Below are 18,225 nucleotides of genomic sequence, written 5' to 3' on the forward strand. Positions count from 1 at the left end.
CATTCCCCGGATTGCAAGGATTTACCGCATGAACATCGTCATCCTCGGCGCCAGCGCGCTGGCCACTGCACAACGCCTCAAGTCACTTTATCCACAGGCCGTGATCCATGGCCTGCGCGGCCGTGCCGATGGCGCCGAACGTCACTACGACGACTTCGGCGAACACCTGCGCGCCCTGTATCGCGCCGGCCAGCCGCTGCTGGTGCTGTGCGCCGCCGGCATCGTCATCCGCAGCCTGGCCGCGCTGCTGGCGGAAAAAGGCGCCGAGCCGCCGGTACTGGCCCTGGCCGAAGACGGCAGCGCCGTGGTGCCGTTGCTCGGCGGCCTGGCCGGGGTCAACCGCCTGGCCCGCGAGATCGCCGCGCACCTGGGTGTGACGCCGGCCATCACCACCAGCGGCGAGCTGCGCTTCGGCACCTGTCTGCTGGAACCACCGGCCGGCTACGCGCTGGCCGACCTACAACAAGGCAAGCGCTTCGTCAGCGACCTGCTCGGCGGCGAGACGGTCCGCATCGAAGGCCAGGCGCCCTGGCTGGAAGCCGCGCAGTTGCCTGTGGATAACGCTGCCGATCGTGTAATCCACATCACCGCGCAGGCACGCCCGGCGCAGCCGGACGAACTGCTGATCCACCCGCGCAGCGCCGCCGCACTTATCGAACGCCCCGGCGCCGACCTACCGGCTCGCCTGCAGCAGGCGTATAGCGATGCCAACCTGGCGCCGCAAGCGCTGGCCGTTTTGCTCGCGGACAAAGACTGGATGGCCAATGCCGAGCTACACGCTGCTGCAGCCGAGTTGAACCTGCCACTGCGCTTTATTCACAGCACAGCCGAGCTGCCGCCCGAGCACCATGCCGGCGACGGCCTGCGCCTGCTGCTGGGCGAACAACCACTGGATATCGAACGCCTCGGCCAGCGCCGTGGCCGCCTCAGCGTGGTCGGCCTCGGCCCCGGCGCCGCCGAACATATGACGCCCGCCGTGCGCCGTGCCCTCGACGAGGCCGAAGACCTACTCGGCTACGACACCTACGTGAAGATGGCCGGCCCGCTGCGCGCCGATCAATGCGTGCATCCCAGCGACAACCGCGAAGAGTTGCAGCGCGCCGCTCACGCCTTCGAGCTGGCCGCCGCTGGCCGCCGGGTGGTGATGATCTCCTCGGGCGACCCCGGCGTGTTCGCCATGGCCGCGGCGGTGATGGAGGCGCTGGAAAGCCCGCAGAACGAGGCCTGGCACGGCGTCGAACTGGAGGTGCTGCCGGGCGTCTCCGCCGCCCTGGCCACCGCCGCCAAGGCCGGCGCACCGCTGGGCCACGACTTCTGCCTGATCTCCCTGTCCGACAACCTCAAGCCCTGGGCGGTGATCGAGAAGCGCCTGGAGCATGCCGCCGCAGCCGATCTGGCCATGGCCTTCTACAACCCGATCTCCAAGTCGCGCCCCTGGCAGCTCGGCCGCGCGCTGGAGTTGCTGCGCCAGCACCGCACGCCAGAAACGCTGGTGGTGCTCGGCCGCGATATCGGCCGCCCGGCCGAAGCCCTGCGCACCCTCACCCTCGGCGAGCTGACGCCGGAGCTGGTCGATATGCGCACCCTGGTGATCATCGGCTCCAGTCAGACCCGCCGCTTCCCGCGCGCCGATGGCGGCGAGTGGGTCTATACGCCGCGCTGGTATCCCGATCTGTAGGAGCCCGCTTGCGGGCGATCCAGCACCGTCGGACACCTTGATCGCCGGCAAGCCGGCTCCTACGAACGGCGCGTCTGCGCACACCTTACAGACCCACGCACCAAGTGCCGGTATCCCAACCCGTAGGAGCCCGCTTGCGGGCGATACAGCACCGTCGGACACCTTGATCGCCGGCAAGCCGGCTCCTACGAAAAGCGCGTCTGCGCACACCTCACAGACCCACGCACCAAGTGCCGATATCCCGACCCGTAGGAGCCCGCTTGCGGGCGATACAGCACCGTCGGACACCTTGATCGCCGGCAAGCCGGCTCCTACGAAAAGCGCGTCTGCACAAACCTTCTAGCCCTGCGCGTCGGACGCGCTAAGCTCGGGCGTTCACAGCAACGACAGGCAACAGTCGACGAACGCGCAATCATGGGTCGACCTCAAGCAGGATGCCGATACCGGCATCGAGGTGATCCGCGCGCATTTCGAGGGGCACGCCTACGATCCACACTGGCATGACAGCTACCTGATCGGCTTTACCGAGCAGGGTGTGCAGCAGTTTCATTGCCGCCGCGCGCTGTTCAGTAGCGTGCCCGGCCAGACCTTCTTCCTCGAACCCGGCGATATCCATGACGGCCACGCGCCGACGCCGGGTGGCTTCACCTATTCCACGCTCTACCTCGAACCAGCCTGGCTGGAAAAGGCATTGCCGGGACTGTTCGAGCAGGCACCCGCCGACTGCCTGCCCGGCGTGCGGCGCACCCAGCCGGACGATCCTGGCTTGCTGCCGTGTATTGCCAACGCCCTGCAGGCGCTGCGCGACGGCGAGCCACGCATGGTGCGCGACGCCACGCTGGATGCGCTGCTGGAACGTATCTCGCGCAGTCTGCACTGGCGCCAGCGCCTGTCGGGCAACCCACAGATCGCCAGTGTGGCCCTGCGTGCTCGCGATTATCTGCATGCGCACTTTCACCAGAACATCGGCCTCGACGAACTGGCGCGAGTCTGCGGCGTCGACCGGCGCCAGGGCTTCGCCCAGGGCGCTGGCCTGCAACTGATCAACCCCAAGACCTGGCTGATGAGCATCTCGGTCACGGCGATCTTCCTCGACGGCCAGGCCTCGTTCGGCGCGGTGGCGAGCTACGCGACGCTGTTCCTGCTGGTATCCACGCCCTGCCTGCTGGTCTGGGGTGTGCTGGGCGTCGGCGGCGCGCGCCTGTTGCGACAACCGGCCCGGCTGCTGTTGTTCAACCGCAGCATGGCCCTGTTGCTACTGGCTTCAGTGTGGCTGCCGCCGCTGGCAAGCCTGTAGGAGCGCCGCCCCGGCGCGAAGCGATTGCGGCGATGCCGCGATACCGAGCTTATCCGCAGCATTCGCCGCGGGGCGCGGCTCCTACAACACACCGCCCTGACGGCGGAAGGCGCCAGGCGCAACACCGAAACGCTGGCGGAACAGCTTGCCCAGGTGGCTGGCATCGCCGGCGCCGATCTCGTCGGCGAGTTGCGCCAGGCTGTGGCTGGAGTTGAGCAGGCGCCAGCGCACATGCTGCAGGCGCAGCTCGTTCCAGTATTCGCGCGCACTCATGCCCTGGCTGGCGTGGAACAGGCGATCCAGCTGACGCCGGCTGATGCCAACGCTGGCCGCCAACTGCTCGATGCCATCGGCACTGGCCAGACCGTGGCGCATCAGGGCGATGGCGCGGTCGACATGGCGCTCGCCGCTCGGTGTGGTGTGCAGTGAACGCAGCGCGTGCTGGCCGCTGCGCGTCTCGTCCACCAGCATGTCGGCCAGGCCCTTGAGCGCCCGCGCCCGGCCGCTGCCCTGGGCCAACAGCTCCACCGCCAGGTCGATGGCCGCCGTACCGCCAGCGCAGGAGATCCGCGCGCCATCGAAGCAGTACAGGCGCTCGCGGGCTAGGCGCAAGTTCGGGAAGCTGGCACGGAATTCCGCCTCATGGCGCCAGTGCACTGCCACCCGATGACCGTCGAGCAGGCCGCAGGCGGCGAGCAGGAAGCTGGCATTGTCGATCGCCACCAGCTTCACTCCGGCGCGTGCGGCGCGACGCAGCAACGGCTGGTAGGCCGGCGCCAGCGCAGCGGTGGCCTGTGCGTTGCGCCCACCGAACAACACCAGATAGTCGTAGTCGGCCAGCTTCAGCTCGTCCGGCGTCGCCTCGATACGCAGCGCCGCACCGCTGCTGGACAGCACATGCCCTGGCTGCAGGCCGAGAATCGTCCAGGTGCAGTAACGCTGGCGACTGTAGTCCTCGTCGTCGGCGCTAAAACGCAACTTGTCGAGAAAACCACCAAACGGCAGCAGGGCGAACTCCGGCAAGGGCAACAGGAGAAAACGCAGATCGGGGCTTTCGGCCATGTTATGTCCAGAATCAACTGCTAGATAGCCAGAATCTACCTTATTCAAGTACCTGCCGCTGACTAGACTGGCCGCGCCCAAACAGGAGACCCGCATGGCTCTAGAACTCTGGCTCGTCTACTTCGTCGCCACCCTTGGCCTGGCTCTGACGCCCGGCCCCAACAGCCTTCTGGCGCTGACCCACGGCGGGCTGTACGGCTCGCGCATGGCACTGGCCACCATCCTTGGCGGTGTGGTTGGCTTCAGTACCTTGATCGCACTGGCCATGTTCGGCCTCAGTGCGCTGCTCAAGACCGCGCCCAACGCGCTGCTGGCGCTGAAGTGGATCGGCGGCGCCTACCTGATCTGGCTGGGCGTGCAGCTGTGGCGCTCGCCACCGATGACCCTGACCCTGGCCGACAGCGGTGTGCGCCCCAGCGCCAGCCGGCTGTTTCGCCAAGGCCTGCTGTCGGCGCTGTCGAATCCCAAGGTGATCCTGTTCTACGGCGCCTTTCTACCGCAGTTCGTCGACCCGCAGCGTGGCCTGGCCGTGCAGTTCGTGGTGATGGCAGCGACCTTCGCCGTGGTCGAGTTCCTCGTCGAGCTGCTGCTGGCGTTGCTGGCCTTCCGCGTACGGCCCTGGCTGCAACGCGGCGGCCGCACCTTCAACCGCAGTTGCGGCGTGCTCTTCGTGCTGATCGGTGTAGCGCTACCGCTGGCGCGCTGAGCACGCCCGACATCAGGCCTTGAGCGCCTCGCCAATCGCGTAGTAGTGCCCGCCCGCGACGTGATGCAGGCTGCGCAGGCTCGGGTCGGCCGTTTCGAAATGCCAGCGGCCGTCGCGGAACACGCGCTCGTCCGCCCAGGCCGCGATCACCTCGCCGATGAACAGGTCGTAGGCCTGCTGGTTATGCGGCTCATCGATCAGCCGGCAGACCAGCCAGGCGGAGCAGCCGGCCACCAATGGCACATCGTGGCCTGCCATCTCGAACAACTCGACCCCGGCATGGGCCAGCTTCGCCGGATCATCGGCCAGGCTGGCGCTGCCCACCGCCTGGGTCAGTTGCAGCTGAGCCACGGTCGGCACCTGGATGGCGAACAGGCCGCTGCCTTCGATCAGCGCGCGGGTGCGGGTGGCCTTGTCCAGCACCACGGTCAGCTTCGGCGGATCGAAATCCAGGGCGCAGCACCAGGCTGCCGCCATGACGTTATCCACAGCCTGATGACGCGCCGACACCAGCACGGTCGGCCCGTGGTTGAGTAGACGGTAGGCCTTGGCCAGGTCGACGGAATGAATGGACGCGCTCATGCAGACTCCTGAAAGCGAAAAAGGCGCCTGCATGCTGGCTCGGGTGAACCAGCATCGCAAGCGCCTGCAACAGCGGTTATGGATCAGAACTCCTGCGTGGTCGGACGCAGAACGATCTCGTTGATGTCGACGTCAGCCGGCTGCTCGATGGCGTAGGCAATGGCGCGTGCCACCGATTCCGCCGGAATCGCCTGCTTGTAGAAGTCGACGACGAAGTCGCGGCTCTGCTGGTGCGAGCTGCCGAACTTCAGCTCCGAATCCACCGCGCCCGGCTCGATGGTGGTGGTGCGGATGCTGCCGCCCACTTCATGGCGCAGGCCTTCGGAGATGGCGCGCACGGCGAACTTGGTGCCGCTGTAGACGGTACCACCGGGGCTGAACACCTTGATCCCGGCCACCGAGGCGATGTTGATGAAGTGCCCGGCATTCTGCTGCTGGAACACCGGCAGCGCCGCGGCGATGCCGTACAGCACGCCCTTGATGTTGATGTCGATCATGCGCTCCCACTCCTCGACGCGCACATCGCTCATCGGTGCAATGGACATAAGGCCGGCGTTGTTGATCAGCACATCGACGCGGCCGAAGGTGTCCAGTGCGCCCTGGATCAGTGCCTTGACCTCGTCGGCGCGGGTCACGTCGGTCTGGTAGGCCACGGCCTCGCCACCAGCGGCAACCAGTTCGCTGACCAGTTGCTCGAGACGCTCTTTGCGCCGTGCGCCCAGCACCACCTTGGCGCCCAACTTGCTCAGATGACGGGCGGTGGCTTCGCCCAGGCCGCTGCTGGCGCCGGTGATGACCACGACCTTGCCGGAAATATTGTTGCTCATGGGTAAGCCCTCTCTCGATTGATTGGAGTGTCCACGCCATACGCCGGACATGAGCTCACGTTATAGGCGATTCCCGTTTCAATGAATGGAAGAGTTTGGATTAAAATATTCCATATTCTGGAATATGAAGGCGCCCCGACATGCTCAATCGCATGGAGATGATCCGCATCTTCTGCAGCGCGGCCGACTGCAGCAATTTCCGCGAGGCGGCGACTCGCCTGAGGATTTCTCCGCAGGCGGTGACCCGTGCGATCAAGGCGCTGGAGGAAGAACTCGGCGAGATTCTGTTCCACCGCAACACCCGCCAGGTGCATATCACCGCCTTTGGCGAGGCCTACGCGCTGCGCGCCCGGCAGATGCTGGAAGACTTCGATGCGCTGTTTCGCGGCCATCGCGCCGAGGCCGAATCGGCCATCGCCGGGCGCATCGGCATCACCGCGCCGCAGGCCATTGGCAAGCGCTTTCTGGTGGCGTTCCTGCAGCCCTTGCTCAAGCAGCACCCACAGCTGGTGCTGAACCTGCGCCTGGAGGACGAGATCACCGACGCGGTGGAAGCGCAGATCGACATCGGCATCCGCGTCGGCTTCCTGCGTGACAGCCGCTACGTCGCCCGCGCCCTCGCACCCGTACCGTTGCAGGTGGTGGCCACACCGCAACTGATCGCCGCCAGCGGTGCGCCGCGTGACCTCGACGAGTTGCAGCAGCGGCCGCTGTCGGTGCTGATCGACCGCAAGAACGGCCGCCCCTGGCCGTGGACATTCGCTCACGGCCCCAGCCTGCATCCGCCCGCGCCAGCGCTGGTGTGCGACGACCCTGAAGCCGAGCTGGAAGCCGTGCTCGCCGGCCTGGCCTACGGCCAGTTACCCGCCTACCTGGCGCAACCGTACCTGGAGAACGGCCGCCTGCAGGCGGTGCTGACCGAGCAGGCGCCCGATCCCTGGCAGCTGTTCATCTACCGCCCACAGCAGGGCCCGGTGCCGCCAAGGGTGCGTCTGGTGTTCGATCACCTGCGCGCCTGCTTCTCCAATCCGGCGCAGTTTCCCCAGGGCTGAGGTCGCTCACGACAACGCCGCTGTCGCCTGCGAAGCGCCCACCCCGGCTATCGCTCCGTAACCTGCCTGAAGCCGTCTAAATCAGGGATCAGGAGCGTTACATGAATGCCATCCACACGGGCCAGCAGGTCAGCCCGGCCACCTTGCACAAGGTGATCGCCGCCTCGGCCATCGGTAACTTCGTCGAGTGGTTCGACTTCGCCGTCTACGGTTTTCTCGCCGTGACCATCGCTTCGCTGTTCTTCCCGCCGGGCAATCCGACCCTGGCGCTGCTGCAGACCTTCGCCGTGTTTGCCGTGTCGTTCGCCCTGCGCCCACTGGGCGGCATCGTCTTCGGCATTCTCGGTGATCGGATCGGACGCAAGCGCGTGCTGTCGATCACCGTGCTGCTGATGGCCGGCGCCACCACGCTGATCGGCCTGCTGCCCACCTACGCCAGCATCGGCCTGTTCGCCCCGCTGCTGCTGGCGCTGGCGCGTTGCCTGCAAGGTTTCTCCGCCGGAGGCGAATACGCCGGTGCCTGCGCCTTCGTCATGGAGCATGCGCCCACCGAGCAGAAAGCCCGTTATGGCAGCTTCGTGCCGGTCTCGACCTTCATGGCATTCGCCTGCGCCGCCGGCCTGGTATTCGGCATGGGCTTGTGGCTGGACGAAGCGCAGATGCAGGCCTGGGGCTGGCGCGTGCCCTTCCTGATCGCTGCGCCGCTGGGTCTGGTCGGCTTGTACATGCGTCTGCGTCTGGACGAATCACCGGCCTTCCAGGCCCTGGCTGCGCAACCTCATCCCGAACATTCACCACTGCGCGAAACCTTGCGCGAGCACGGCGGCACCGTGCTCTGCCTGTCGGCGTTCATCTCCGCCACGGCGCTGTCGTTCTACATGTTCACCACTTACCTGACCACCTACATGCAGGTGGTCGGTGGCGCAGCACGGCCGGTGGCTTTGCTGGCCAGCCTGATCGCGCTGTTCTTCGCCGCCCTGCTGTGTCCCTTCGTCGGGCGCTATTCGGATCGCGTCGGGCGCCGCCGCACCATCCTGACTGCCGTGGTGGCGTTGATCGTCGCGGTGTATCCGGCCTTTACCCTGGCCGCCCCGTAGATCGTCTCGCGACAGACGTAGGCCTCTCTGAGGCTGGGAATGTTCATGCTGCGCAGCTTGCCGGCAATCTGCTCGGGAGACAAACGCTCACGCAGCATATGCGCCACCAACTCGAAGCGCTCACCACCCGGCAACAGCTTTCGCTTCGGTCGACACACCTGACGGCGGGCCTGCGTAATTAACGTCCAGCGTGCCCCTACGCCACCCGATCCTTACGCAACAAATAACTATCCATGATCCACCCATTGCGCTCCCGCGCCTCGGCGCGGGTGGTGACGATGCGCTCAGCCACCTCATCCAGCGGCCCGGCGATCAGGATTTCATCGGCAGTGCCGACATAGGCGCCCCAGTAGATATGCAGGCCCTGGCCGACGAAGCGGCGGTAAGTGTCCTTGGCGTCCAGCATCACCGCCACGCTGTCCACGCCCTGCGGCCAGCCTTCGGCGAGCAGGCGGCCGGTGGTGATTTCCACGGCGCGGCCAATGCTGTTGAGCGGGATGCGATGCCGCGCCGTGAGCGCCTGCAGGCTGGTGATGCCGGGGATCACGTCATAGGCGAAATCGCTACGGCGCGCGGCGATGGCCTCGATGATGCGGATGCTGCTGTCATACAGCGACGGGTCGCCCCAGACCATGAAAGCCGCCGTTTCGCCATCGGCCATCTGCTCGTCAATAAGCTGCTCGAACACCGCCTGCTTGTCGCGGTTGAGTTCGTCGACGCTAGCGCGGTAGTCCGCCGCCTCGCGTTCGCGCTCCGGCTGCTGGCCTTCGGCGAAACGCGGCGTGTGGCCTTCGAGAAAGCGCGCGCAGATTTCCCGGCGCAGGGCGTTGAGCTTGTGCTTGGCCGGGCCCTTGTCCATCAGGAAGATCACGTCGCTGCGGCGCAGCGCCTTGATCGCCTGGTAGGTGATGTAGTCCGGGTCGCCGGCGCCGATGCCGACCAGCAGCAGGGTTTTCATGGGGTTCTCCAGGTAACGGACAACCCGTAGGAGCCGGCTTGCCGGCGATCAGCGTCCTCGGCTCCTACAGGCAGTAAATCATCAATATGTTGGTACTCGGCCTGCAGCGCCTGCGCCAGTTGCCGGGCGCGGCCCAGGCGGATTGGCGCACGCTCGGTGTCGAGCAGCAGGGTTGGGCACGGCAGCGGCGCCAGATTTGACTGATCACGCAAGCGGCCGTCGGTGAGGATCAGCAGGCGCTGGCGTTCGCTCGGTTTCGCCCGCTGGCGACGCAGCAGCCAGTCACCCGCCTGATTCAGTGCATCGAGCAGCGGCGTGCCGCCTCCCGCACCCAACTCGTGCAGCCAACGGTGCAGCTCGGCGCTGGCCTTGCGCCCTTGCCATAACCATTGTGCCTCGCGGCCGCCGGCCTGCAGCACGGCCAGGCGCGCGCGCTGGCGATAGGCGTTGTCGAACAGCTCGGCGAGCACGCCCTTGGCCAGGCTCAGAGCACTATGCCGGCGCATCGAGGCAGAGGCATCGACCAGCACCAGCCAGAGTTCCTCAGCCTGCTGGCTGCGCGGGCGCAGCACCAACTGTTCGCGGCATTGCGGCCGGCCCTGGCGCAGAGTGGCCGCCCAGTCGATACGACCGGCCACGCCGCTACGCGCAGCACCGCGCAGGCCTCCGCCGAGTCGTCCGGGCCGGTTACGGGCATCCGCGCCAGTGGCTGTGCGCGGGCGGATGCTCAGGACTTTTTTGGCCAACGCGGCGGCACGCGCCGTTCGCCCATGGCCTGCGGCTGCGCCGGCAGCTCGCCCCACTGGCTCTCGCCCTGGCTCTGTTCCTGCGCCTGCTGCGGCGCCTGGCTCTGCTCGGGCGGTGTGGCAGCCGGCGGTTGTTGCTGGCGACGGCGATGGCGCAGAACGAAGTCCTCCACCGCCTCGATATCCACAGGCTCGATGCCCGCCGCGCCACGCCAGGCCGTATGGGCACGAGCGGCACGCAGCCAGACCAGATCGGCGCGCAGGCCGTCGACACCGGCAGCGAAGCAGCGCTGGCTGATCTCGCCCAGGGCGGCGTCATCCAGCGGGATATCCGCCAGGCGCTGGCGGGCGTTCTGGCAACGCATCGCCAGGGCATCCTGCTCATCCTGCCAGCGTTGCAGAAAAGCGGCGGGGTCGGCATCGAAGGCCAGACGGCGACGGACGATCTCGGCGCGCTCAGCCGGCTGCGGCTGGCCATCGAGCGCCAGGTTGAGGCCGAAGCGGTCGAGCAGTTGCGGGCGCAGTTCGCCCTCTTCGATGTTCATGGTGCCGATCAGCACGAAGCGCGCGGCGTGGCGATGGGAGATGCCGTCGCGCTCGACGTGGTTGACCCCACTGGCGGCGGCATCGAGCAGCAGATCGACCAGATGATCGGGCAGCAGGTTGACCTCATCCACATACAAAACGCCGCCATCGGCACGGGCCAGCAGGCCTGGGGAAAACTGCGCGCGGCCCTCGCCGAGGGCCGCGTCCAGATCCAGGGTGCCAACGATGCGCTCCTCGCTCGCCCCCAGCGGCAGGGTGACGAAGCGGCCACCGTCGAGCAGATCGGCCAGGCTACGGGCCAGGGTGGACTTGGCCATACCGCGCGGGCCCTCGATCAGCACGCCGCCGATGGCCGGATCGATGGCCGCCAGGCACAGCGCCAGCTTCAGCGAATCGGCGCCGACCACGGCGGCGAGGGGGAAGTGATGTTCGGTCATGGCTCTGGCCTGTGGATAAACATGGTTCCGACGGTAGCCCGGATAAAATCCGGGAATGGCGGTGCGGGCAATTGGCGATTGCAGCGGATCAGAGGGATTCCTCCCCTCTCCCATTTATGGGAGAGGGGCCGGGGGAGAGGGTTTATCCAGCGACACCGAGCGACCTGAACCACCCTCTCCCCAGCCCTCTCCCGCAAGCGGGAGAGGGAGCACAACCCCCCCGCACTCAAGCGCTTCATGACTCCTCACTATCGAGCAGCAGGTTTTCCAGCGCCTCTCGGTATTCGCCGGGATTCTCCCACAGGCCGCGCTGCTGAGCCTCCAGCAGGCGTTCGAGGATGTCGTTGAGCGCGCCAGGGTTGTGTTGCTGAATAAAGTCGCGGGTATCCCTATCGAGCAGGTAGGCATCGGTGAGCAGCGCGTACTGGTGGTCATCGACCAGTTCGCTGGTGGCGTCGAAGGCGAACAGGTAGTCGATGGTCGCGGCCAGTTCGAAGGCGCCCTTGTAGCCATGGCGCTTCATGCCCGCGATCCACTTGGGGTTGGCGGCGCGAGCACGTACCACGCGATTGAGTTCTTCCTTGAGGCTGCGGATGCGCGGCGTGTCCGGCTGGCTGTTGTCGCCGAAGTAGCTGGCCACCTTGAGCCCGCGCAGGGTTTCCACCGCCGCCAGCATGCCGCCCTGGAACTGGTAGTAGTCGTTGGAGTCGAGGATGTCGTGCTCGCGGTTGTCCTGGTTGTGCAGCACCGCCTGCATCTGCTCCAGGCGGTCGACGAAGCGCTGCCGCGCAGGCAGCCCCTCGGCGCCGCTGCCGTAGGCGTAACCGCCCCAGTTGAGGTAGACCTCAGCGAGATCCGCACGGCTCTGCCACAGGCGTTCCTCGATGGCGTTCTGCACCCCGGCGCCATAGGCGCCCGGCTTGGCGCCGAACACCCGCCAACCGGCCTGCCGCCGCGCTTCGGCTTCATCCAGGCCACTGTCCTTGAGTACCAGCGATTCGCGCCAGACCCTCGCCGACAGCGGGTTCATATCTTCCGGTTCATCCAGTTCGATCACCGCCTGCACGGCCTCGTCGAACAGGCGAATTAGGTTGCTGAAGGCATCGCGGAAGAAGCCCGACACGCGCAGGGTCACGTCCACCCGAGGCCGACCGAGCTGCTCTAGCGGCAGCACCTCGAAGCGCTCGACACGCTGGCTGCCGGGCTGCCATACCGGGCGCACACCCATCAGCGCCAGTGCCTGGGCGATATCGTCGCCACCGGTGCGCATGGTCGCCGTGCCCCATACCGACAGGCCGAGTTGGCGCAGGTGATCGCCCTCGTCCTGCAGGTGTCGTTCGAGCAGGCGATCCGCCGCCTGCACGCCGAGGCGCCAGGCGGTGGGCGTGGGCAGGTGACGCACGTCGACAGTAAAGAAGTTGCGCCCGGTGGGCAGTACGTCGAGGCGCCCGCGACTGGGCGCACCGCTTGGCCCAGCCGGCACGAAACGTCCCTCCAGCGCCGCCAGCAGGCCGCCCATCTCGGCGTCGCCACAGGCATCCAGCAGCGGCGCGATATGCTCGGCCAGGCCGTCGAGAATCAGCGCCACCTCGGCGCCGAAGTCGCCGCAGGTCACCCCCGCCAGGCGCTGCTCGATCAGCCTCAACGCCAGCAGTTCCAGACGCTCGCGGGTATCGCCGATGGTACGCCAAAGACTGTTATCCACAACCTGCAACGCCTGTGGACGCAGCCCCTCCCAGGGCTGGCCCATATCACAGTCCAGCGGATCAAGGCCCAGCTCCAGGCCACGGGCCAGGGCCCGCAGCAAGCTGGCATTGGCGCCCTGGCCATCACCACGGGGAATGCGCAGCAGCGCCAGCAGGGTGTCGCGGCGCAGCTGGCCAGTCGGCGACTCACCGAACACATGTAGGCCATCGCGAATCTGCGATTCCTTGAGGTCGCACAAGTAGGCGTCGAGCTGCGGCAACCAGCTGTCGCCGTCATCGTTAAGTTGCAGACCCAGTTCGCGGTCGAGGCTGGCCTCGCGCACCTTGGCCAGAATCTCGCCACGCAGCTCCACGGCTCGGCGCAGGTCGAGCTGGCTGGCGTCATAGTATTCGTCGGCCAGGCGCTCCAGATCGCGTAGCGGGCCATAGCTTTCGGCACGAGTCAGCGGCGGCATCAGGTGGTCGATGATCACTGCCTGGGTGCGGCGCTTGGCCTGCGCGCCCTCGCCCGGATCGTTGACGATAAAGGGATAGACGTTGGGCAGCGGGCCGATCAGCGCCTGCGGCCAGCAGCCCTCGGAGAGGCCGACGCTCTTACCCGGCAGCCACTCCAGATTGCCGTGCTTGCCGACATGGATCAGCGCGTCGGCGACGAACGCCGTGCGCAGCCAGGCGTAGAAGGCGATATAGCCGTGTGGCGGCACCAGATCGGGGTCGTGGTAGACCGCCGCCGGATCGAGCTGATAACCGCGTGCCGGCTGGATGCCGACGAAGGTCAGGCCGAAACGCAGGCCAGCAACCATCATCCGCCCGCTGCGGAACATGGGATCGTCCTGCGGCTCACCCCAGCGCTCGCGCACCGCCTGCTGGTTGGCCGCCGGCAGGCTGTGGAAAAACTTCAGATAGTCGTCCAACGCCAGGCTTTGCGCACAGGGGCGCGTATCCAGGCCGTCGAGGTCGTTGGTGACACCGCCGAGCAGGCTGTGGACAAGTGCGGTGCCGCTGTCCGGTAGGTTATCCACCGGATAGCCCTGGGACTGCAGGGCGAGGAGGATATTCAGCGCGGCGGCCGGCGTATCCAGGCCGACGCCGTTGCCGATACGACCATCACGGGTCGGGTAGTTGGCAAGAATCAGCGCGATTCGCTTCTGATCGTTGCTTTTGATCGCCAACTGGCACCAGTTCCGCGCCAGTTCCGCGACATAAGCCATACCCGGTTCATGCGCCTGGTAGCACACCACATCGCTCTGGCTGCGCTCGCTACGCCAGGCCAGCCCCTTGAAGCTGATGGCGGTGCCGATCAGCCGGCCATCCAGCTCGGGCAACACCACATGCATGGCCAGGTCACGCGAGCCCAGGCCCTGAGTGCTGGCCTGCCACTGCGCGTGGTTGTCCAGCGAGCAGATGGCCTGCAGTACCGGGATATCGCGGCGGAAGACCCGCGCCTGCGGCGCCTCGGGGTTGGATAGGGCGAAGCCGGTGGTGTTGATGATCAGCGCGGCGTCGGTGTCATCCAGCCAGGCCTGCACCTGATCCAGGCAGGCAGGTTCCTTGAGGCTGGCCACAGCAATGGGTAGCGGGTTAAGGCCCTGGCCGAACAGGTGCTGGCAGAAGGTATCGACGAAGACGGTGTTCGCCGACTGCACATGGTTGCGATAGAACAGCAGCGCCACCACAGGCGCGTCCGGTCGCCACTGCGCCTGCCAGGCGGCCAGCGTCGCCAGGCTGCACTGCGGGTGATAGAGACCGACACGCGGCAGCGGCTGCGGCTCCTGCCAACTGTCGCCACGCCCCAACCAACGACTGCCGATGCAGCGAAACAGCTGGCGGGCGTTATTCAGCCCGCCCTGGCGCAGGTATTGCCACAGGCGCTGGCTGTCTTCTTCGGCGACGTTGCCAAGGGCATTCAGCTCCGGGTCGGGCTTGTCGTCGCCCGGCACCATGATCATCGTGGCACCGCGCGCACCCAGCTCAACCAGACGCTCGACGCCGTAGCGCCAGTAGCTCACGCCGCCATGCACCGAGATCAGGATGACCTTGGCATGCTGCAGCACCTGCTCGACGTAATAATCCACCGAGGCGTTGTTGCTCAGTTGCGCCGGGCTGGCCAGACGCAGACTGGGGTAGTCGTCCGGCAGTTGCCGGGCGGCTTCGGCTAACAGGGAAAGGTGCGAATCACCCGTGCACAGGATCACCAGATCGGCAGGCGTCTGGCCGAGGTCGGCGATGCTGTCTGCCGGCAGTTGAGCGCCGGGTTGGGTGCGCAGTAAGTGCATCTACGAATCCAAGTACATCGCCCGCAAGCGGGCTCCTACAGGGTGTGTAGGAGCCCGCTTGCGGGCGATCATTATCAAGCCAGCGCCGCCTTCAGCTCGGCTTCGATAGCCGCGCGGTCGAGCTGCTGGCCGATCACCACCAGGCGGCTCAGGCGCGGCTCGTCGGCCTGCCAGGCGCGGTCGAAGTGGCGGTCGAAACGCTGGCCAACGCCCTGCACCAGCAGACGCATGGGTTTGCCAGGGATGGCAGCGAAGCCTTTCACACGCAGGATGCCGTACTTGGCCACAGCGTCCTTCAACGCAGCCAGCAGGCGCGCCTCCTCTGTTTCCGGTAGTTCCACGTGGAACGAGTCGAATTCCTCATGATCGTGGTCTTCGTCTTCATCGTCATGGTGGGTGCGACGGCTGTCGATATGCAGCTCGGTTTCGCTGTTCAGGCCGAGTAGCACGTCCAGCGGCAGTTCGCCGCCGTGCGCCTCGATCACCTTGACTGCCGGCGGCAGCTCTTCGGCCACCTCGGCGCGCACGGCGGCCAGTGCCTCGGCGTCGAGCAGATCGGCCTTGTTGAGGATCACCAGGTCGGCGCTGGCCAACTGGTCGGCGAACAGCTCGTGCAGCGGCGATTCGTGGTCGAGGTTGGGGTCGAGCTTGCGCTGCTCGTCCACCTGATCGGGGAAGGCGGCGAAGGTGCCGGCGAGCACCGCCGGGCTGTCGACCACAGTGATCACCGCGTCGACCGTGCAGGCGTTGCGGATTTCCGGCCAGTTGAAGGCCTGCACCAAAGGCTTGGGCAGCGCCAGGCCACTGGTCTCGATGAGGATATGGTCAAGGTCACCGCGGCGCGCCACCAGCTCGCGCATCACCGGGAAGAACTCTTCCTGCACGGTGCAGCACAGGCAGCCGTTGGCCAGCTCGAAAACACGGCCGTTGGCTTCTTCCTCGCTGCAGCCGATGGAGCATTGCTTGAGGATTTCGCCATCGATGCCAAGCTCGCCGAACTCGTTGACGATCACCGCGATACGACGACCGCCAGCGTTGGACAGCAGATGGCGCAACAGCGTGGTTTTGCCGGCACCGAGAAAACCGGTGACGATGGTGACAGGCAGTTTGGCGAGGGTTTTCATGGAGGGCCCCGTGGCGTCGGTAAGTTCGGCGGACGGGTACGCGCAGGCGAGCACGCAAGGGCGTGCTGGCCGCGTCGGATCACCCCGTCCGAGCAAGTGGCTATCAGTCGAGGCAGGTCTCCTGGCTCACGGCTTGCGCTACGCGCATCCCTTCACCTTCCCGCCGGTTGGCAGTGGTCTAACGAAGGGCATAACCGTTTACAGTTGCGGGGGCAGCCAGGGCATCGACCCTGTTCCCTCTTAGCTCCCCGGCGCCATGCCGGGAAGAACCTCGAAAGCGAGAAGGCTACGCAGGCCGCAGCGGCCGGTCAATCGCGGTTGACCGTTGGCAGGTGCCATGATGAGCTACGCCACCGCACAGCCCGAACATCACTCATGTTGCCGACCCCCTCAGATCGCCTATCCGCCTCAACGACACTGGTCGTCGCCGGGTTGGGGTGCCGCCGTGGCTGCAGCCAGGACGAGCTGCTCGACCTGCTTATCCACAGCCTGGCTTTGCATGAGTTGACGGTGAACAACCTCGCCGCCCTGGCCAGCATCGCTCACAAGCGCGACGAAGCCGGCCTGCACGGCCTGGCCGAGCACCTAGCTCTGGAGCTGGTGTTCTTCGCACCCGAGCAACTGAGCACCTATCAAGCCATGACCGCCGGCAGTGCATTGACTCAAGCAGCCACAGGCAGTCCCGCCGTAGCGGAGCCTTGTGCCTTGGCATTGGCAGCGCGCCTGGGCACATCGCCCTGCCTGCTCGGAGAGAAAACCCGCAGCGCCAGCGCCACCTGTGCACTGGCCACCTTCGATAGAGAACCTGCATGACTGTCTACTTTATCGGTGCCGGCCCCGGCGATCCTGAACTGATCACCGTCAAGGGTCAGCGACTTATCCACAGCTGCCCGGTGATTCTCTATGCCGGCTCGCTGGTGCCCGAAGCCGTGCTGCAGGGTCACAGCGCCGAGCAGGTAGTCAACACCGCCGAGCTGCACCTGGGCGAGATCATCACGCTGCTACGCCAGGCCCATGAACGCGGCCTGGACGTGGCCCGCGTGCACTCGGGCGACCCGTCGCTATACGGCGCCATTGGCGAACAGATTCGCGAACTGCGCACGCTCGGCATTCCCTTCGAGATCATTCCCGGCGTTACCGCCACCGCTGCCTGTGCGGCGTTGCTGGAATCCGAGCTGACCCTACCCGGCATTGCTCAGACGGTGATCCTCACCCGCTACGGCACCACCTCGCCGATGCCCGAGGGCGAGCAACTGCACGACCTGGCGCGACACCGCGCAACCCTGGCCATCCACCTCGGTGTGCGCCATCTACCGGCCATCGTCGAAGAACTGCTGCCGCACTATGGCGCCGACTGCCCCATCGCGGTTATCCACAGAGCGAGCTGGCCGGATCAGGACTGGGTGCTGGGCACACTGAGCGATATCGAAGAAAGGGTCGCCGCCAAAGACTTCCGCCGCACGGCGCTGATCCTGGTCGGCCGCGTGCTCGATCCAGGCGCCTTTGCGGAATCTGCGCTGTATGACGCAGCGCATCGGCACCTCTACCGCCCCGGCAGTGCCTGAACCCTGGCGATAAACCGTACAAAGCGCTGAAAGCCTTTCTTCGTGCGGCTTTCAGAGCCTTATCAACAGCATAGGAAGCGACTTATCCAATCACCCTGTGGATAGTGGGCGAGCTGGCGAGCACTTTCTGTACAACTGGCTGTAGAGCCCTATTTTCAAGGGTTTCAGCCAACTGTCACTAGGATATCCACAGCTTGATCCACGCCAACTGTGAGCAACTGCTCAGAGCTGTACTTCCACCCGTTTGATACCCAAGCCACGCAGCTCAACCATCAACGCATCCAGACTGGTAAAGGTCTGCACCTGCTCGGCAGCGTCCACCAGAAAGAAGCTGCGCCCCGCATCCTTGTTGAAGAACACGATCCATTCGCTGGTATTGGCCGGGTTGACCATGACCTGGGTGTGGAACACCACGCCATCAGCCAACCGCTGTGGGATGCAAATAAAGTTTCATCCTAACGGGAACGATTTGCTGGGCTGGCTGGGAAGCTCACTGCCCGACCTGTACCTAAAGTCTCATCCTAATGCCTCGCAGCGGCCTTCAAATGGTCGGAAAACCCCGGAGC

General features: G+C 66.0%; 15 protein-coding genes, 2 pseudogenes and 1 riboswitch. Of the genes and pseudogenes, 7 read left to right on the plus strand and 10 right to left on the minus strand.

What is annotated here, in order from left to right:
• Nucleotides 1-28 precede the first annotated feature (28 nt).
• Together cobJ and PSOLE_RS02600 are read left to right on the plus strand one after the other, a co-directional pair.
• The gene (gene cobJ, locus PSOLE_RS02595; protein WP_074856634.1) at nucleotides 29-1,678 is read left to right on the plus strand and encodes a precorrin-3B C(17)-methyltransferase; all 1,650 of its coding nucleotides are present in this window, start codon (nucleotides 29-31) and stop codon (nucleotides 1,676-1,678) included.
• 454 nt (nucleotides 1,679-2,132) lie between these two features.
• Nucleotides 2,133-2,975 carry an AraC family ligand binding domain-containing protein gene (locus PSOLE_RS02600; RefSeq protein WP_003464855.1) on the plus strand — a complete coding sequence of 281 codons (843 nt, stop codon included), beginning with the start codon at nucleotides 2,133-2,135 and terminating at the stop codon, nucleotides 2,973-2,975.
• Between the two features lie 81 nt (nucleotides 2,976-3,056).
• Here the strand turns inward: PSOLE_RS02600 and PSOLE_RS02605 are convergent, their stop codons facing one another.
• Nucleotides 3,057-4,037, minus strand: coding sequence for a GlxA family transcriptional regulator (locus PSOLE_RS02605; RefSeq protein WP_074856637.1), 981 nt, complete (start codon nucleotides 4,035-4,037; stop codon nucleotides 3,057-3,059).
• Between the two features lie 94 nt (nucleotides 4,038-4,131).
• Here PSOLE_RS02605 and PSOLE_RS02610 point away from each other — a divergent pair, with 94 nt between their 5' ends.
• Nucleotides 4,132-4,743 carry a LysE family translocator gene (locus PSOLE_RS02610; protein ID WP_074856640.1) on the plus strand — a complete coding sequence of 204 codons (612 nt, stop codon included), beginning with the start codon at nucleotides 4,132-4,134 and terminating at the stop codon, nucleotides 4,741-4,743.
• 12 nt (nucleotides 4,744-4,755) lie between these two features.
• Here the strand turns inward: PSOLE_RS02610 and PSOLE_RS02615 are convergent, their stop codons facing one another.
• Nucleotides 4,756-5,325, minus strand: coding sequence for a flavin reductase family protein (locus tag PSOLE_RS02615; RefSeq protein WP_003464862.1), 570 nt, complete (start codon nucleotides 5,323-5,325; stop codon nucleotides 4,756-4,758).
• Nucleotides 5,326-5,408: 83 nt separating this feature from the next.
• On the minus strand, nucleotides 5,409-6,152 hold the full coding sequence (locus tag PSOLE_RS02620) for an SDR family oxidoreductase (RefSeq protein ID WP_074856643.1): 744 nt from the start codon (nucleotides 6,150-6,152) through the stop codon (nucleotides 5,409-5,411).
• 140 nt (nucleotides 6,153-6,292) lie between these two features.
• Between PSOLE_RS02620 and PSOLE_RS02625 the strand changes: the two genes are divergently transcribed.
• Nucleotides 6,293-7,204, plus strand: a complete 912-nt coding sequence (locus PSOLE_RS02625) for a LysR family transcriptional regulator (RefSeq protein ID WP_074856645.1) — start codon at nucleotides 6,293-6,295, stop codon at nucleotides 7,202-7,204.
• Nucleotides 7,205-7,305: 101 nt separating this feature from the next.
• Nucleotides 7,306-8,295 (plus strand): annotated as a pseudogene (locus PSOLE_RS02630) (MFS transporter); the annotation flags it as partial.
• Here PSOLE_RS02630 and PSOLE_RS23555 read toward each other — a convergent pair.
• The 6 genes and pseudogenes from PSOLE_RS23555 to cobW form a co-directional block, all read right to left on the minus strand.
• Nucleotides 8,292-8,474: pseudogene (locus PSOLE_RS23555) on the minus strand (IS30 family transposase); the annotation flags it as partial. The pseudogenes PSOLE_RS02630 and PSOLE_RS23555 sit on opposite strands and share 4 nt — an antisense overlap.
• A 23-nt stretch (nucleotides 8,475-8,497) precedes the next feature.
• The gene (cobF, locus tag PSOLE_RS02640; protein ID WP_074856651.1) at nucleotides 8,498-9,259 is read right to left on the minus strand and encodes a precorrin-6A synthase (deacetylating); all 762 of its coding nucleotides are present in this window, start codon (nucleotides 9,257-9,259) and stop codon (nucleotides 8,498-8,500) included.
• Nucleotides 9,256-10,005 carry a vWA domain-containing protein gene (locus PSOLE_RS02645; RefSeq protein WP_244597231.1) on the minus strand — a complete coding sequence of 250 codons (750 nt, stop codon included), beginning with the start codon at nucleotides 10,003-10,005 and terminating at the stop codon, nucleotides 9,256-9,258. The genes cobF and PSOLE_RS02645 overlap by 4 nt, the downstream gene beginning before the upstream one ends.
• On the minus strand, nucleotides 9,987-10,988 hold the full coding sequence (locus tag PSOLE_RS02650) for an ATP-binding protein (RefSeq protein WP_074856655.1): 1,002 nt from the start codon (nucleotides 10,986-10,988) through the stop codon (nucleotides 9,987-9,989). The genes PSOLE_RS02645 and PSOLE_RS02650 overlap by 19 nt, the downstream gene beginning before the upstream one ends.
• Before the next feature lie 235 nt (nucleotides 10,989-11,223).
• Nucleotides 11,224-14,970, minus strand: a complete 3,747-nt coding sequence (cobN, locus tag PSOLE_RS02655) for a cobaltochelatase subunit CobN (protein WP_074856658.1) — start codon at nucleotides 14,968-14,970, stop codon at nucleotides 11,224-11,226.
• 74 nt (nucleotides 14,971-15,044) lie between these two features.
• Nucleotides 15,045-16,094, minus strand: coding sequence for a cobalamin biosynthesis protein CobW (gene cobW / locus PSOLE_RS02660; RefSeq protein WP_074856661.1), 1,050 nt, complete (start codon nucleotides 16,092-16,094; stop codon nucleotides 15,045-15,047).
• A 94-nt stretch (nucleotides 16,095-16,188) separates the two neighbouring features.
• Nucleotides 16,189-16,383: riboswitch (cobalamin riboswitch) on the minus strand.
• Between the two features lie 86 nt (nucleotides 16,384-16,469).
• Between cobW and PSOLE_RS02665 the strand changes: the two genes are divergently transcribed.
• Together PSOLE_RS02665 and cobM are read left to right on the plus strand one after the other, a co-directional pair.
• Nucleotides 16,470-16,907, plus strand: coding sequence for a cobalamin biosynthesis protein (locus PSOLE_RS02665; RefSeq protein ID WP_074856665.1), 438 nt, complete (start codon nucleotides 16,470-16,472; stop codon nucleotides 16,905-16,907).
• Nucleotides 16,904-17,659 carry a precorrin-4 C(11)-methyltransferase gene (gene cobM, locus PSOLE_RS02670; protein WP_003464890.1) on the plus strand — a complete coding sequence of 252 codons (756 nt, stop codon included), beginning with the start codon at nucleotides 16,904-16,906 and terminating at the stop codon, nucleotides 17,657-17,659. The genes PSOLE_RS02665 and cobM overlap by 4 nt, the downstream gene beginning before the upstream one ends.
• A gap of 222 nt (nucleotides 17,660-17,881) precedes the next feature.
• On the opposite strand, the gene PSOLE_RS02675 is transcribed toward cobM, so the two are convergent.
• On the minus strand, nucleotides 17,882-18,070 hold the full coding sequence (locus PSOLE_RS02675) for a hypothetical protein (protein ID WP_139204916.1): 189 nt from the start codon (nucleotides 18,068-18,070) through the stop codon (nucleotides 17,882-17,884).
• Nucleotides 18,071-18,225 lie beyond the last annotated feature (155 nt).

The sequence above is a fragment of the Pseudomonas oleovorans subsp. oleovorans genome (assembly GCF_002197815.1).
Classification (GTDB): Bacteria; Pseudomonadota; Gammaproteobacteria; order Pseudomonadales; family Pseudomonadaceae; genus Aquipseudomonas; species Aquipseudomonas oleovorans.

Bases quoted from the DNA above. Each gene is read 5' to 3' on its own strand.
- cobJ (WP_074856634.1), top strand. From the start codon at position 29: ATGAACATCGTCATCCTCGGCGCCAGCGCGCTGGCCACTGCACAACGC.
- PSOLE_RS02605 (WP_074856637.1), bottom strand. From the start codon at position 4,037: ATGGCCGAAAGCCCCGATCTGCGTTTTCTCCTGTTGCCCTTGCCGGAG.
- PSOLE_RS02610 (WP_074856640.1), top strand. From the start codon at position 4,132: ATGGCTCTAGAACTCTGGCTCGTCTACTTCGTCGCCACCCTTGGCCTG.
- PSOLE_RS02615 (WP_003464862.1), bottom strand. From the start codon at position 5,325: ATGAGCGCGTCCATTCATTCCGTCGACCTGGCCAAGGCCTACCGTCTA.
- PSOLE_RS02620 (WP_074856643.1), bottom strand. From the start codon at position 6,152: ATGAGCAACAATATTTCCGGCAAGGTCGTGGTCATCACCGGCGCCAGC.
- PSOLE_RS02625 (WP_074856645.1), top strand. From the start codon at position 6,293: ATGCTCAATCGCATGGAGATGATCCGCATCTTCTGCAGCGCGGCCGAC.
- cobF (WP_074856651.1), bottom strand. From the start codon at position 9,259: ATGAAAACCCTGCTGCTGGTCGGCATCGGCGCCGGCGACCCGGACTAC.
- PSOLE_RS02650 (WP_074856655.1), bottom strand. From the start codon at position 10,988: ATGACCGAACATCACTTCCCCCTCGCCGCCGTGGTCGGCGCCGATTCG.
- cobN (WP_074856658.1), bottom strand. From the start codon at position 14,970: ATGCACTTACTGCGCACCCAACCCGGCGCTCAACTGCCGGCAGACAGC.
- cobW (WP_074856661.1), bottom strand. From the start codon at position 16,094: ATGAAAACCCTCGCCAAACTGCCTGTCACCATCGTCACCGGTTTTCTC.
- PSOLE_RS02665 (WP_074856665.1), top strand. From the start codon at position 16,470: ATGTTGCCGACCCCCTCAGATCGCCTATCCGCCTCAACGACACTGGTC.
- cobM (WP_003464890.1), top strand. From the start codon at position 16,904: ATGACTGTCTACTTTATCGGTGCCGGCCCCGGCGATCCTGAACTGATC.